19 protein-coding genes are annotated in these 14,387 nt (G+C 40.3%); 12 read left to right on the top strand and 7 right to left on the bottom strand.

What is annotated here, in order from left to right:
* Positions 1–35: 35 nt before the first annotated feature.
* From murA to AC27I2_RS01145, 7 genes are read right to left on the bottom strand one after another with little or no spacing between them, the layout of a single operon-like run.
* Positions 36–1,295, bottom strand: coding sequence for a UDP-N-acetylglucosamine 1-carboxyvinyltransferase (gene murA, locus AC27I2_RS01175; RefSeq protein WP_487203294.1), 1,260 nt, complete (start codon positions 1,293–1,295; stop codon positions 36–38).
* 13 nt (positions 1,296–1,308) lie between these two features.
* Positions 1,309–1,566, bottom strand: a complete 258-nt coding sequence (locus tag AC27I2_RS01170) for a BolA family protein (protein ID WP_487203293.1) — start codon at positions 1,564–1,566, stop codon at positions 1,309–1,311.
* A 5-nt stretch (positions 1,567–1,571) separates the two neighbouring features.
* Complete coding sequence (locus tag AC27I2_RS01165; RefSeq protein ID WP_058403244.1) at positions 1,572–1,865, bottom strand: STAS domain-containing protein; 294 nt, start codon at positions 1,863–1,865, stop codon at positions 1,572–1,574.
* Positions 1,858–2,538, bottom strand: a complete 681-nt coding sequence (locus tag AC27I2_RS01160; protein ID WP_058403245.1) for an MlaC/ttg2D family ABC transporter substrate-binding protein — start codon at positions 2,536–2,538, stop codon at positions 1,858–1,860. The genes AC27I2_RS01165 and AC27I2_RS01160 overlap by 8 nt, the downstream gene beginning before the upstream one ends.
* Before the next feature lie 5 nt (positions 2,539–2,543).
* Positions 2,544–3,092, bottom strand: coding sequence for an outer membrane lipid asymmetry maintenance protein MlaD (gene mlaD / locus AC27I2_RS01155; RefSeq protein ID WP_006792106.1), 549 nt, complete (start codon positions 3,090–3,092; stop codon positions 2,544–2,546).
* Between the two features lie 14 nt (positions 3,093–3,106).
* Positions 3,107–3,886 (bottom strand): lipid asymmetry maintenance ABC transporter permease subunit MlaE, encoded by a 780-nt coding sequence (gene mlaE, locus AC27I2_RS01150; RefSeq protein ID WP_006792105.1) that lies wholly within the window; start codon positions 3,884–3,886, stop codon positions 3,107–3,109.
* Positions 3,886–4,701 carry an ATP-binding cassette domain-containing protein gene (locus AC27I2_RS01145; RefSeq protein WP_487203594.1) on the bottom strand — a complete coding sequence of 272 codons (816 nt, stop codon included), beginning with the start codon at positions 4,699–4,701 and terminating at the stop codon, positions 3,886–3,888. The genes mlaE and AC27I2_RS01145 overlap by 1 nt, the downstream gene beginning before the upstream one ends.
* Before the next feature lie 383 nt (positions 4,702–5,084).
* On the opposite strand from AC27I2_RS01145, the gene AC27I2_RS01140 reads away from it, so the two are divergent.
* From AC27I2_RS01140 to mgtE, 12 genes are all read left to right on the top strand, one after another.
* Positions 5,085–6,053 (top strand): calcium/sodium antiporter, encoded by a 969-nt coding sequence (locus AC27I2_RS01140; RefSeq protein WP_487203593.1) that lies wholly within the window; start codon positions 5,085–5,087, stop codon positions 6,051–6,053.
* A gap of 3 nt (positions 6,054–6,056) precedes the next feature.
* The gene (locus tag AC27I2_RS01135; protein ID WP_487203292.1) at positions 6,057–7,028 is read left to right on the top strand and encodes a KpsF/GutQ family sugar-phosphate isomerase; all 972 of its coding nucleotides are present in this window, start codon (positions 6,057–6,059) and stop codon (positions 7,026–7,028) included.
* Positions 7,029–7,580 (top strand): 3-deoxy-manno-octulosonate-8-phosphatase KdsC, encoded by a 552-nt coding sequence (gene kdsC / locus AC27I2_RS01130; RefSeq protein ID WP_487203291.1) that lies wholly within the window; start codon positions 7,029–7,031, stop codon positions 7,578–7,580.
* Complete coding sequence (gene lptC, locus AC27I2_RS01125) at positions 7,577–8,131, top strand: LPS export ABC transporter periplasmic protein LptC (protein ID WP_058403249.1); 555 nt, start codon at positions 7,577–7,579, stop codon at positions 8,129–8,131. Before kdsC ends, lptC begins: the two co-directional genes overlap by 4 nt.
* The gene (lptA, locus tag AC27I2_RS01120; RefSeq protein WP_487203290.1) at positions 8,121–8,657 is read left to right on the top strand and encodes a lipopolysaccharide transport periplasmic protein LptA; all 537 of its coding nucleotides are present in this window, start codon (positions 8,121–8,123) and stop codon (positions 8,655–8,657) included. The genes lptC and lptA overlap by 11 nt, the downstream gene beginning before the upstream one ends.
* Positions 8,654–9,379, top strand: coding sequence for an LPS export ABC transporter ATP-binding protein (lptB, locus tag AC27I2_RS01115; RefSeq protein WP_058550694.1), 726 nt, complete (start codon positions 8,654–8,656; stop codon positions 9,377–9,379). Before lptA ends, lptB begins: the two co-directional genes overlap by 4 nt.
* 69 nt (positions 9,380–9,448) lie before the next feature.
* Entirely contained in the window at positions 9,449–10,948 is a 1,500-nt protein-coding gene (locus AC27I2_RS01110; RefSeq protein WP_058403252.1) for an RNA polymerase factor sigma-54, read from the top strand.
* A gap of 26 nt (positions 10,949–10,974) precedes the next feature.
* Positions 10,975–11,262, top strand: a complete 288-nt coding sequence (hpf, locus tag AC27I2_RS01105; RefSeq protein WP_006792096.1) for a ribosome hibernation promoting factor — start codon at positions 10,975–10,977, stop codon at positions 11,260–11,262.
* Between the two features lie 4 nt (positions 11,263–11,266).
* Entirely contained in the window at positions 11,267–11,719 is a 453-nt protein-coding gene (gene ptsN, locus AC27I2_RS01100) for a PTS IIA-like nitrogen regulatory protein PtsN (protein WP_058551044.1), read from the top strand.
* A gap of 19 nt (positions 11,720–11,738) precedes the next feature.
* Positions 11,739–12,584 (top strand): RNase adapter RapZ, encoded by an 846-nt coding sequence (gene rapZ / locus AC27I2_RS01095; RefSeq protein ID WP_058403253.1) that lies wholly within the window; start codon positions 11,739–11,741, stop codon positions 12,582–12,584.
* Positions 12,585–12,627: 43 nt separating this feature from the next.
* Positions 12,628–12,900, top strand: coding sequence for an HPr family phosphocarrier protein (locus tag AC27I2_RS01090; RefSeq protein ID WP_219421331.1), 273 nt, complete (start codon positions 12,628–12,630; stop codon positions 12,898–12,900).
* 109 nt (positions 12,901–13,009) lie between these two features.
* A complete protein-coding gene (mgtE, locus tag AC27I2_RS01085; protein WP_058403255.1) occupies positions 13,010–14,368 on the top strand; it encodes a magnesium transporter in 1,359 nt (452 codons plus the stop codon).
* Positions 14,369–14,387 lie beyond the last annotated feature (19 nt).

Raw genomic sequence — 14,387 nt, 5'->3', positions numbered from 1 at the left:
GGGTCGGTGTTTACACCGACCTGCACTTAAACGTATTAGTTTGTTTTACGTTTTATGTTCGCGCCGAGCGCGCTGAGTTTATCCTCAATACGCTGATACCCTCTATCAACATGATAAATACGGTCAACAACGGTTTCACCTTGGGCAACAATACCGGTAAGGATTAAGCTGGCTGATGCACGTAAATCAGTCGCCATAACTTGAGCACCCGACAAACTTTTAGTCTCACCACATATCGCTGTATTACCCTCTAAGCGGATGTTTGCGCCCATGCGCTGTAACTCAGGCACATGCATGAAACGGTTCTCAAAAATGGTTTCTGTAATCGTCGCACTGCCGTTAGCCACTACATTAAGTGCGGTAAACTGAGCTTGCATATCGGTTGGAAACCCTGGGTGTGGCGCAGTTTTAACATTCACCGCTTTAAGCTCACGACCACGCATATCTAGATAAATAGAATCGTCTTTTACTTCAAGTAAGGCATTTGTAGCGCGAAGTTTTTCAATAACAGGTTCTAGTGAATGGAAGTCTGTATTTTTACACAATACTTCACCACCAGCCATTGCGGCAGCAACTAAAAAAGTCCCTGTTTCAATACGATCCGCTAAAATTTTATGTTCACAACCCGCTAGGCGCTCTACACCTTCAATCTCAATACGACTTGTTCCAGCACCCGTAATCTTAGCGCCCATTGCAATTAAGCAGTTAGCTAAGTCGGTAATTTCAGGCTCGCGTGCTGCGTTTTCAAGTACTGTTTTACCATCGGCTAATGCTGCTGCCATCAACAAGTTCTCGGTTGCGCCTACACTGACCATCTCCATAAAGATTTCAGCGCCTTTTAAACGACCATCCACTTTTGCATTAATGTAGCCATTTTCAACGCTAATTTGCGCACCTAAACGTTCCATACCTTGAATATGAATATCAACAGGACGTGCACCAATAGCACAGCCGCCAGGCAATGAAACTTGCGCTTCACCAAAGCGAGCAACTAAAGGCCCTAATGCTAATACAGACGCGCGCATCTGTTTCACTAAATCGTATGGAGCCAAGGTTTTATCAACGGTTGCACCGTCAATTATAAGTGTATCACCCTGCCAATTTACATCTGCACCTAATGTTTTTAGTAAAGCTTCGGTAGTAACAATATCGCGTAAGCGCGGCACATTAGTAAATGTACTTTTACCATCGGCCAAAAGTGAGGCAAATAAAATAGGCAGTGCTGCGTTTTTAGCACCTGAGATAGTCACCTCACCAGCAAGTGAAGTGCCACCTTGAATAACAAATTGATCCATTAGGGGGCCCTATTTATTGCGGTAAGATAAATTTTTGTTCGCGTTTCCACTCAGTCGGTGTAAAAGCACGAATAGAAACTGCGTGAATAGTACCGTCTGAAATAGTATTAATTAATGGGCCATATACTAGCTGTTGCTTTTTAACTCGGCTTAAACCGTCGAAGCACTCACCCACGGCAACAACTTCATAATGGCTTCCATTGGCTTTTACATGAACTTCTGCTAATTGAAGTTCTTCGCGTAATAATGTTTCGACTTGGCTAGTTTCCATAACTCTCACTCAAATAGGGTTGTAACTTGACCCAATTGCATTAAATTTTGCAATTGCTCAGGTGGATTTTGCAATTCAAGGCGAATACCTTGTTGCTTTAATTCTGCAAAAGAGTGAATTAACCAAGCTAAGCCGGCTGTGTCAACCCTTGACACCCCACTTAGGTCAAAATAGATGGTTTTATGCTTAGTTTGTAGCTGCTTGTTCAGAAGTTGTTCATCGCCAATTGAATTTCGAGAGAGCTCGCCGCTCACTCGAAACTGTTGCTCGTCAATTTGGCTTATGGCCAATTTAGTCATTCGAGCTGTTACCTCTAAATTGAACTGGAAGCTGACTTTTTTGCTCTAAAAGATCACTTACCTTGTCGATACCTTGTTGACGTAAAATACCTTGCAATTCACTTTGCTTGGCATCTAACAAGCTTATGCCTTCAGCAATCATGTCGTATGCACGCCACTGCCCACTGCGATCTTCACGAACTTTAAAATCAATGCGGATATCTGGCTTACCATCTTCAATTATTTTTGTTTTTACTACAACTACATCCTGACCTTTAAATGGTTGTGGTGCACCAAATTCAACGTGTTGATTAGTATATTGGGTAAATACACCAGCGTAGGTCGCAACTAAATACTCTCTAAACACGCCAATAAAGCGCTGAATATCTTTAATTGCTTGTGCCTTTTCAGCATCATCAGTAATTGCGCGTACTTTAGATACTTCACTTCCTAGTACACGAAGTGCTGCGTATTTATAATCAATATAGGGCATCAACTCTTCTTCAACGATAACGCGAAGGTACTCTTGATCTTTAACAATCAATTGTTGATCTTTTTTTATACGGTCAAATGTGTATTCCGATACTTTTCGTACCATTTTATTTGGATCGTCTAATTTTACTTCTGCAGCACTCACCGTTTGCACTAGGCTCAATGCGCTAAGTGTTATAATAGCTAAATACTTTTTCAACATAATAATTACTCACTACCTTGATTGAATAGAAACTGCCCAATTAATTCTTCTAATACAATGGCAGACTTAGTATCAATAATTGAATCTCCATTGCCTAGCGCTTTACTTTCTACGCCAAATAAATCATCAATTGCTGTATCTTGTTCATTGTTAGTTACTGTTTCACCTAAACAGCGCTGTTCCGCTGAACTAGAAGCAATAACAGGGTTTATACCTAAGTATTGCTCGCCTAAAATACCCGATGTAAGTATTGATATAGAGCTTGTATCTGAAAAACGACATAGGTATTGCGCATCAATGGTCATATCAACCACAGGTAAAAACTCCTTTGGATGAACATAAATCGACTCAACTCGACCAATTACCACACCACCCACTTTTATAGGGGCACGTGCTTTTAATGAGCCAATATTTTCAAATTTTGCATTAAGTGAATAGGTTTCGCCTGAGCCACTAATACCCGCATTCGCTACTTTAAGCGCTAACATAGCAAAAGCTAAAATGCCAAGCGCTACAAAAAAGCCAACTAAAATTTCTAATTTCCGTGAATTCATTATTTATACCCTAATTAGCTAGTAAACATTACCGCTGTCAAAATAAAGTCGAAACCTAAAACGGCCAATGACGAATGTACAACTGTTTCGGTGGTTGCTTTGCTGATCCCTTCCGATGTTGGAACACAGTCATAGCCTTTGTAAAGTGCAATCCAAGTTACAACTATTGCAAATACAAAACTTTTAATTATGCCGTTTAGCACATCAGCCTGAAACGATACTTGCGATTGCATAATTGACCAAAAACTACCAGTATCTACACCTAACCAATCAACCCCAACTAAATGAGCACCTATAATTGCAACGGCAGAAAATATAATTGCAAGTAAAGGCATACTAATAAAGCCAGCCCAAAAGCGAGGCGCAATAATACGTTTAAGTGGATCAATTGCCATCATCTCTAACGATGAGAGTTGCTCGGTGGCTTTCATTAAGCCTATTTCTGCGGTAAGTGCACTACCGGCACGCCCCGCAAATAATAGTGCAGTAACTACGGGGCCTAACTCGCGTAATAAACTCAGCGCAACAAGCGGCCCTAAGCTATCTTCAGCGCCATACCCTACTAATACGGTGTAGCCTTGCAGTGCGAGTACCATACCGATAAACAAGCCAGAAACCATAATAATTAGTAGTGATTGCGAGCCCACCATATAGAGCTGGCGTACAAGCAGCGGTGTGCCTTTTTTAAAATTAGGAACATGCGCGAGTGCACTAAACAACATATAAGCTGAGCGGCCAAGGGCAGCAAACCGCCCAAGCGTTTTATGCCCTAACTTTTGAAACAAATCCAACATTAGGCTTTTTCTCCAAGCAGCTCATCTGCATAGGCTTGCGCGGGGAAATGAAATGGAACAGGACCATCGGACAAACCTTTTAAAAATTGCTGAACTAGCTCAGATTCATGATTACGCATTTCATCTGGCGTACCTGAACCTATTACGCCCTGATCGGCAATAATAATAACGTGATCAGCAATACTCATGACTTCAGTCACATCATGGGTCACAATTAAAGACGACAAACCCAATACTTGATTGAGCGATTTAATTAACTTTACAAGCACGCCCATTGAAATAGGATCTTGGCCAGCAAACGGTTCGTCATACATAATAAGCTCTGGATCGAGCGCTATTGCGCGCGCAAGAGCTGCACGCCTTGCCATACCGCCAGATAACTCTGAGGGCATTAAATCTTTAGCGCCACGCAAACCCACAGCCTGCAGCTTCATTAGCACAACTAATCGAATAAGGTCTTCACTTAGTTTTGTGTGCTCGCGAATCGGAAAAGCAATATTGTCAAACACAGACATGTCAGTAAACAAAGCACCACTTTGAAATAGCATGCTCATTTTTGTACGCGCTTCATATAATTCTGAGCGCGTCATGGAAGGAATACTGCCACCTTCAAATAAAATATCACCCGAGCCAGGTTTTAATTGACCACCAATTAAACGCAACATCGTGGTTTTACCAATGCCGCTTGGCCCCATAATCGCAGTGATTTTGCCTTTAGGCACACTAAAGCTCATATTTTTATATATGACCCTATCGCCCCTGGAAAAGCTAACATCCTTGACTTCTACTATTGATTGCGACAAGTCGCTCTCCATAAAAATGTTCACTAGTGCCCCTATTTTAAATCTTTTTGATCCAATATGGAAAAAACAATTCGTAAGATTTTGTAATGTACGTGCAAAACACACATTAAGACTCACTTATATTCACTTAACCAACACTTAAACTAGGACCTCTCACCCTGTCGAAATCAAATTTAAAGTAAACTGTTTGGTATTTAGGTAAGGCTGAGCCACTGTAGAAAATTACTTCCTATAAATTAGCAAAACTTTGATACTGAAAGGCTGTCAGCTTCTACTAATTAATTTTAGTAAAATGAATTAGTCTACGTAGTTGACCTTACTCTTTTATTTATACTTTCATCGTGGCATTTGTTACTATTCGCGCCATTCCTATTTTGAACAACTGGCTTAATACAATGGTTACCTCGTTTGTTATTTTGATTCTTGGTTTTGCAGCCCTAGTTTGGAGTGCTGACAGGTTTGTTTATGGTGCTGCGGCACTGGCTAAAAACTTTGGTGTACCAACCTTAATTGTTGGTTTAACCGTTGTAGCCATGGGCTCATCAGCACCTGAAATGATGGTGTCGGCCTCTGCCGCATTAGCAGAAAAAACCGACACCGCGGTAGGTAACGCAATTGGCTCAAATATCACAAATATTTTGCTGGTGTTAGGTATTACCGCTTTATTTAGGCCTCTTAGCGTTTCTTCAAGCACATTAAAACGTGAAATCCCGTTAGTGCTTATTATATCGCTGGCTACCTGGTATATATTTTCAGATAACTACTTTTCGTTCACCGAGGGCGTTGCGTTATTAATTGGTTTTGTTGTATTTATTGGCGGGCTAATTATTGTTTCGCTGCGTGCTAAAAATCAAACAGACCCATTTGTATCAGAAGCATGTGACGAAGTACCAAACGACGTACCAACTAAAAAGGCCATTCTTTGGTTGGTTATTGGTATGGTTTTACTCCCTATTAGCGCACATTTTTTAATTGATTCAGCGGTGAATATTGCTAAATACTTTGGCTTAAGCGATTTAGTGATTGGCTTAACAATTATTGCAATAGGAACTAGCCTGCCTGAGCTTGCTGCCTCGATTGCGGGCGTGCTTAAAAATGAAGATGATTTAGCGCTGGGTAATATTGTTGGCTCTAATATTTTTAATATTCTTGCCGTATTGCCTTTTGCAGGCATTATTAACCCTTCAGTTATTGACCCGTCGGTTGCTAACCGCGACATACTAATAATGATTGGTGCCACGGTTGCGCTTATTATCATGTCATTGAACTTTAGGGGTGCTCAACGCATCAATAGAGTAGAAGGCGGCTTATTATTAATCGCATTTTTGGGCTACCAAGGGTATATTTTTAGTCAAGTAGGGTAAGTAATGGCAACGCTAAATTTTATTGAACAAGGCTTACGTGTATTAGATATAGAGCGCCAAGCATTGAGTGATATTGCACGATATGTGGATGAAAATTTTCATCAAGCATGTCAATTAATATATGATTGCCAAGGCCGAACTATCGTTATAGGTATGGGAAAATCAGGTCATATTGGTAATAAAATAGCAGCAACATTAGCAAGTACTGGCAGCCCTGCTTTTTTTGTACATCCGGGTGAGGCCAGTCATGGCGATCTGGGGATGATCACTAAAAATGATGTGGTTATGCTCATTTCTAACTCTGGTGAAACAAGCGAAGTACTCAATATAATTCCTGTTTTAAAACGCCTTGGCGCCAAAATGATAGCCATGACAGGCAACGCCAGCTCAACGATGGCCACGCTTGCCAACGTACATATTTGCATAAAAGTACAAAAAGAAGCTTGTTCGTTAGGCTTAGCTCCAACAGCAAGTACAACAGCAACACTTGCAATGGGTGATGCCATGGCGGTTGCACTCTTAGAAGCCCGCGGTTTTACAGCTGATGACTTTGCGCTATCTCACCCCGGCGGTAGTTTAGGTAAACGTTTGCTGCTGACCTTAAAAGATGTTATGCATAGCGGTAAAAACACACCTATTATTAATGTTACGCAAACTATAAAAGATGCGCTAATAGAAATGTCGGCCAAAGGGTTAGGTATGACGGCCATAGTTGATTCTCAGCAGCAACTTGTAGGGCTATTTACTGACGGTGATTTACGCCGTATTTTAGAACAACGAATTGATATACATACAACACAAATAGATGTTGTGATGACTAAGTCCTGCACCACTGCAACACAAGATATTTTGGCCGCTGAAGCGTTAAATATTATGGAGCAAAAACGTATAAATGGCTTAATAATTGTTGATGAGCAAAATCACCCTATTGGTGCATTAAATACGCAAGACTTATTAAAAGCAGGAGTACTATAAATGCAATTTGAAGAGCTCTATCAACCTCTAAGCGAAGACGCAAAAGCACGTGCTAAAAAAGTAAAGCTGCTTATTTGTGATATCGATGGTGTGTTTTCTGATGGTCGTATTTATCTGGGTAACCAAGGTGAAGAGCTCAAAGCGTTTAATACAAAAGATGGCTTTGGCATTAAAGCGCTAATTAACAGCGGCTTTGACGTTGCGGTTATTACCGGACGACATTCAAAAATAGTACAACAGCGTATGACAAGCCTAACAGTACAACACATTTACCAAGGTCAAGAAAACAAACTCCTCGCTTATGAGGAGCTAAAAACAAAGCTTAACTTATGTGATGAGCAAATTGCCTACATTGGCGATGACGGCCCCGACATGCCGGTAATGGAGTTAGTAGGGTTTGCTGTTGCAGTAAATGACGCACATCCGCTAATAAAACGTTTAGCGCATTACACCACACAAATGCTTGGTGGATTTGGTGCAGTGAGAGAGCTTACCGACCTGCTAATGCTTGAAAACAACAAACCCTTGACCACCAAAGGTACGAGTTCATGAATGCAGCGCGCATCATATTAAGCGTTTTATTCATCAGCTGTATGGTTTGGCTTTGGTACCCTTATTTCACACAAGTAAGTTTACCGCAGCAAACCGAAGCAGACATTATTGCAAAGCCCGATTACACTGCCATAGAGCTAAAACAAACAGCGTATGACGAGAATGGGAAGATTAGCCACAAAGTAACGGCAGCGCGAATGGAGTTATATCAAGAATTAGGATTTACCTTTTTTGATAAACCCATTTTTACGCTTTATAACGACAAACAAACGTGGCGAATTAACGCTAACGAAGCAACACTATACGAAGGCAGACAATTAATACTAGAAGGTAACGTTGTTGCTAGTAACTTAACTGATAACGCAATGATAGATAAAATAAATGCTGATAATATTCAGGTAGATATAAAATTACTAACGATGCAATCAGAACAACCTGTCATTGTTACAGGACCCAATTTAAAGATCACCGGTAAAGGCCTCGAAGCCGATTTAAAAACCGAAGTGATAAAACTAATTAACCATACGCGAACTATTTATTATGACCAATAAACTATTAACACTCTTTATTATTCCAACATTTATACTTGCACTCGGTGCAAATGCTGCTGAACCAACGGCGCCACTTGCTGCAAATCAAATTTCTATTAGTGCTGATAAGCAAGAAGGTCAACTGAAAGAAAATGTAGGTATATTCGAAAAAAACGTTGAAATTATTCATGGCGACAGAAAAATTACCGCTGACCGCCTAGAAGTGCATAAACGCGATGAATTGGGTGATAACAAGCAACTGTTAATTGCTACAGGTACACCCGCTTATTTTGAAGAAAAACAAGCCGACGGCACAATAATGAGCGCCAGCGCTAATGAAGTTAGATACGATGTTTCTAAACGTTTTTTAACATTAATTGGAAATGCACAGGTCTCTCAAGCTGGGCAAAAAATGAATGCAAAAAGCATTACCTACGATATTGAGCAACAACTCATTAGCGCCGAAAAAGATGAAAGCTCAACGGATCGCGTGCACACCATTTTAGTACCTGTGGAGCCAAAAAAAAGCGATAAAGGTAAGCCATGAGTACATTAAAAGCAGAGCTATTAGCCAAAAGCTACAAAGGCCGAGAAGTAGTTAAAAATGTAGGCTTAGAAGTTAAAGCCGGCAGCATTGTGGGCTTACTTGGTCCTAACGGTGCCGGTAAAACCACCACGTTTTATATGATTGTAGGCTTAGTCCCTAGCGATAAAGGTAAAATATCTATCGACGAGAACGATATTACTCTTTTACCTATGCACAGTCGTGCTAGATTAGGCATTGGCTACTTGCCGCAAGAGTCGTCTATATTCAGAAAGTTAACCGTGTATCAAAACTTAATGGCTATTTTAGAAACTCGAAAGGAGCTCACTAAGCAAGCCAGAGAAGATACACTTAATAATCTATTGGATGAATTTAGTATTCAACACATTCGCGATAGCAAAGGTATGGCACTATCGGGCGGAGAGCGTCGCCGAGTAGAGATTGCACGTGCTTTAGCTGCAGATCCAAAGTTTATTTTATTAGACGAACCGTTTGCCGGCGTTGACCCTATTTCAGTGTTGGATATTAAAAAAATTATTGAACACCTTAAAAACCGTGGTATTGGTGTATTAATAACAGACCATAATGTAAGAGAAACCCTTGATGTTTGCGAAAAAGCCTACATAGTTTCTCATGGGGAACTGATTGCTTCTGGTACCCCTGAACACGTATTAAACGATAAAACTGTACGCGATGTATATTTAGGCGAGCAATTTAGGCTGTAACATTTACGCCTTATTTGTATGCATCTGCTAGTATTAATTATAACAACTTAAAAGGATTGTTAGAGATACATGAGGCAATCACTACAGCTGCGCATGGGCCAGCAACTTACAATGACACCTCAGTTGCAACAAGCTATTCGCTTGCTGCAATTAAGCACATTGGATCTTCAGCAAGAAATACAAGAAGCGCTCGACAGCAACCCATTACTTGAGGTTGAGGAGCAAGACTATGCCGATGACCTTGCAGGCAAAAATGAGCAAAAAGCAGATAATGATGAAGTGACAGTAAGTGCATCTGCAGATGAAGCCCCCAGTGAGTATGAACAAGACAGTGGTGAAGCCCTAGCAAAAGATACCGTCAGTGACGACATGGCAATGGACGTTAGCTGGGATGAGTACATGAGTGCCGCCCCAGCATCGTCTTCAGGCCCCATGCCTGAAGATGAGTCTATTTATCAAGGTGCATCGACTGAAACCCTTCACGAATACTTAATGTGGCAATTACAACTAACGCCATTTAGCCCTACGGATGAAGCGATTGCTATTGCAATAGTTGAAGCCGTGGACGACTCAGGCATATTAACCCTCAGCTGTGAAGAAATTTTAGAGAGCTTTAATCAAGATAACGACGATGACGTTGAGGTTGAACTTGATGAAATTGAAGCCGTTTTAAAGCGTATTCAATTATTTGACCCTGTTGGTATTGCAGCACGAAGCTTACAAGAATGTTTGTGTATTCAGTTAAATCAATTTGATAAAGGCACCCCTTTTATTGACGAAACAAAAATGATTTTAACCGAGCACATAGATTTGTTAGCTGCTCGCGACTACCGTACATTAATGAAAAAAACGAAGCTCAAAGAAGATGAGCTTAAAGAAGTAATGACACTTATTCATACGCTTAACCCAAAGCCTGCAGACACAATAGTGCGAGAAGAGTCTGAATATGTAATACCAGATGTGTCAGTTAAGAAAATTAAAGGCCGCTGGGTTGTTGAACTAAACCCAGACAGCATGCCAAAAATTCGTGTGAACAGCCAATATGCTGCAATGTCGCGTACAGTTAAGTCGAGCGGTGATAGCCAGTTTATTCGCTCACATTTACAAGAAGCTAAATGGTTTATTAAAAGTTTAGAAAGCAGAAACGACACACTTTTAAAAGTAACTAACTGTATCGTAAAACAACAACAAGGCTTTTTTGAACACGGTCCAGAAGCCATGAAACCTATGGTTTTAAATGATGTAGCCGAAATGGTAGAAATGCACGAATCGACAATTTCGCGCGTAACGACTCAAAAGTACATGCACACACCGCGTGGAATATTTGAGCTTAAATACTTTTTCTCAAGCCATGTAAGCACGGAAAATGGTGGAGAATGTTCATCCACAGCGATACGAGCACTTATCAAAAAATTAATCGCAGCAGAAAACTCAGCAAAACCATTGAGTGATAGCAAAATTGCGGATATATTGGCTGAGCAAGGAATTAAAGTAGCAAGACGGACAATCGCAAAATACCGCGAATCTCTTGCTATTCCACCGTCAAATCAGCGAAAGAGCCTGATCTAAGACGCTAAACAAAGAGGGTAATGCTTATGCAACTAAATTTAACTGGTCGTCATGTAGAACTAACTGATTCATTAAGAGACTATATAAATACCAAATTTGCGAAGCTAGAAAGGCACTCTGATCATATTAATAATGTTCATGTCATTCTTGATATAGAAAAATTAAATCAAAAAGCAGAAGCAACTATTCATGTAAGTGGCGCTGAATTATTCGCATCCACTGAACATCAAGATATGTATGCAGCGATTGATTCATTGATTGATAAGCTTGACCGTCAAGTAATTAAACACAAAGAGAAGCTTGCTCGACACTAATATGATGAAACTAAGTTCACTTATATGCCAGGACTGCAGCAAAGCTGCGGTCCTTTTTAATAGTAAAAAAAGAATTTTAGAATTTATTAGCGAGCTTGCTCACGATAAATTACCGTATTTGTCTCAACAAGATATTTTGGGCGCTTTATTAACTCGCGAAAAGCTAGGTAGCACAGGAATAGGAAGAGGCATAGCTATTCCACATGGTCGAATGAGCGGCGCACAAGAACCTTTAGCATTAGTATTAGTAAGTGAAACACCGATTAACTTTGATGCTATAGATAATCGACCAGTTGATATTTTTGTTGCACTCATCGTACCTGATGGTGATAACCAGCAACACTTAAAGACGCTAGCGACGATAGCTGATAAACTAAAAAACAAAGAATTTTGCAAACAGCTACGCTGTGCTAAATCGGACGCCGAGCTGTATCAAATTATTGTTGACCAATCGTAATAAATTTAAAGGGTGATTAATGGAGTTGATTATCATAAGTGGCCGTTCTGGTTCTGGTAAGTCGGTTGCTTTACGCGTTGTTGAAGATCTAGGTTATTATTGCGTAGATAACATCCCTGTAAATTTATTACCTTCTTTGGTAAGAAGCGTTTCTGATAACTACGATAAAATCGCCGTTAGCATCGATGTGCGAAACTTGCCAAAAGAACAAGATGAATTTAATCACATTATTGAATATTTACCGGGTTTTACAAAACCAACACTATTTTATTTAGACAGTGAAGATCAAACATTAATAAAACGTTTTTCAGAAACAAGACGTTTGCACCCTCTATCAATCGATTCGCTTCCGCTTGATTTAGCCATAAAAAAAGAAAAAGAACTACTTGACGTGCTAACTACTCGTGCCGATTACATGATAGATACCAGCGACTTGAGTGTTCATCAACTCGCTGAATCGATTCGTGAAAAAATATTAGGTAAAAAAGACAAGCAGCTGATTGTCACATTTGAATCATTTGGTTTTAAACATGGTATACCTAAAGAAGCAGACTACGTATTTGATGCACGTTTTTTACCTAACCCACATTGGGAGCCTGAACTAAAACCACTCAATGGTTTAGACCAGCCAGTAAAAGATTATTTAGCTAGCCACAGCATAGTTCAAAAGTTCACATGGCAAATACAAACTTTTGTGCAAACCTGGTTGCCTCATTTAGAACGCAATAACCGTAGCTACTTAACGATTGCTATTGGTTGTACTGGCGGACAACATCGCTCTGTATATTTAGCGCAAACAATTGGTGAAAGCTTTGCAGTTACACACCCTAATGTAAAAATACGCCACAGAGAACAAGAAAAATAATTTATATAAACTAATAACCTGTTCAGCTTTGATAGAGTAATGTATGCGCATAGAAGACACTTTTTTAATACAAAATAAATTAGGGCTACATGCCAGAGCCGCGACAGTATTGGCTCAACTTGCTGTTAAATTTGATGCTTCAATCACTTTATTTCAAGATGACAAAGAAGCTGCTGGTGATAGTGTATTAGCACTGATGCTTCTTGAAAGTAGCCAAGGTAAAGAAGTTAAAGTGGTATGTGAAGGACCTGATGCAAAACAAGCTTTAAATGCCATTGGAGAGCTTATTTCGCAACGATTTAACGAGCAAGAGTAACGTTAATTTTTAACAATTAAATAAAATAACTATAATCAAAAATAACTGGCTAATAGTTCGTACTCTCCCACCCACTAAGTAACAGTTACAATATAAATAAAGGACGCCAATGCCCGAAGCTTTTGAACAAGACTACCCACTACAACAACTAAAACAAGTGACTAAGTCACTTAATAGTGGCCAGTTTGTTCAAGTTAGACGCATGCTCGCAAAAACCGCCCCATGTGATACTGCTTTATTATTGGAGTCGTCTCCTCATAAAATTCGTCGATTACTTTGGCAACTTGTTGACCCTGATGTTCAAGGGGACGTACTAGAAGAGTTATCAGAAGACGTACGTTTAGGCATCATAGCCCAAATGGAACCTGAGCATATTGCTGCCGCTACTGAAGATATGGGGCACGATGACTTAGGCGAAGTGTTACGTAGCTTGCCTGACACCGTTTATAAAGACGTTGTTAGCGCTATGGATATTCAAGACAGGGAGCGCGCAACACAGGCGTTGTCTTATCAAGAGCGTTCTGCCGGCGCACTCATGAATACCGATACGGTAACTATTCGTCCAGACGTTACCATTGATGTAGTACTGCGCTACATTCGACTTCGTGGAGAGTTACCTGAAGGCACAGATGATCTGTATGTAGTTGATAAACATAACTGCTTTATTGGTGCTTTGTCGCTGAGTACATTGCTGACTAATTCACCTGAAAAAATTGTTCGTGATTTAATGGATGAAGAGTGTGAGTCAATTCCAATATCTATGGATGAAAGTGAAGTTGCACAACTATTCGAACGCCATAATTGGATCTCTGCCCCTGTTGTTGATGATAATGATCAGCTGCTAGGTCGTGTCACAATCGATGATATTGTCGACGTTATACGAGAAGACGCTGAGCATAGCTTACTGAGCTTGGCGGGTCTTGATGATGAAGAAGATACCTTTGCTCCCGTCCTAAAAAGCTCTAAAAAACGCTCAGTATGGTTAGGAGTTAACTTATTGACGGCGCTTGCGGCCGCCTTTGTAGCTAGTTTTTTTGAAAGCACACTCGATATTTTACCTATATTAGCAGTGCTTAATGGCATTGTACCTTCTATGGGTGGTGTTGCTGGTAGCCAATCGCTTACGCTTGTTATTCGTGGTATTGCTGTCGGTCATATTAATCAAACTAACCAACGTTTTTTAATGATGAAAGAACTGGCCATAGGTGCGCTTAATGGTATTTTATGGTCATTATTAATAGCGGGTGTCATTGCACTATGGCAATGGGACTTTATGCTCGGCGGCGTGCTTGCTTTTGCTATGTTTATGAATTTAGTGGTAGCCGGCGTGGCTGGAGCGAGTATCCCTATTTTACTTAAAAAAATGAATATAGACCCTGCACTTGCAGGTAGTGTAGTGCTTACAACAGTGACCGATATTGTGGGTATTTTTGCCTTTTTAGGCACCGCTACCTGGCTATTAATATAAGTATAAAACTGTCACAAAA

This window comes from Pseudoalteromonas sp. NH0006-46, from assembly GCF_057547735.1.
Note: the sequence above shows the minus strand (reverse complement) of the source record. Positions and strands in the feature narration are given on the sequence as shown.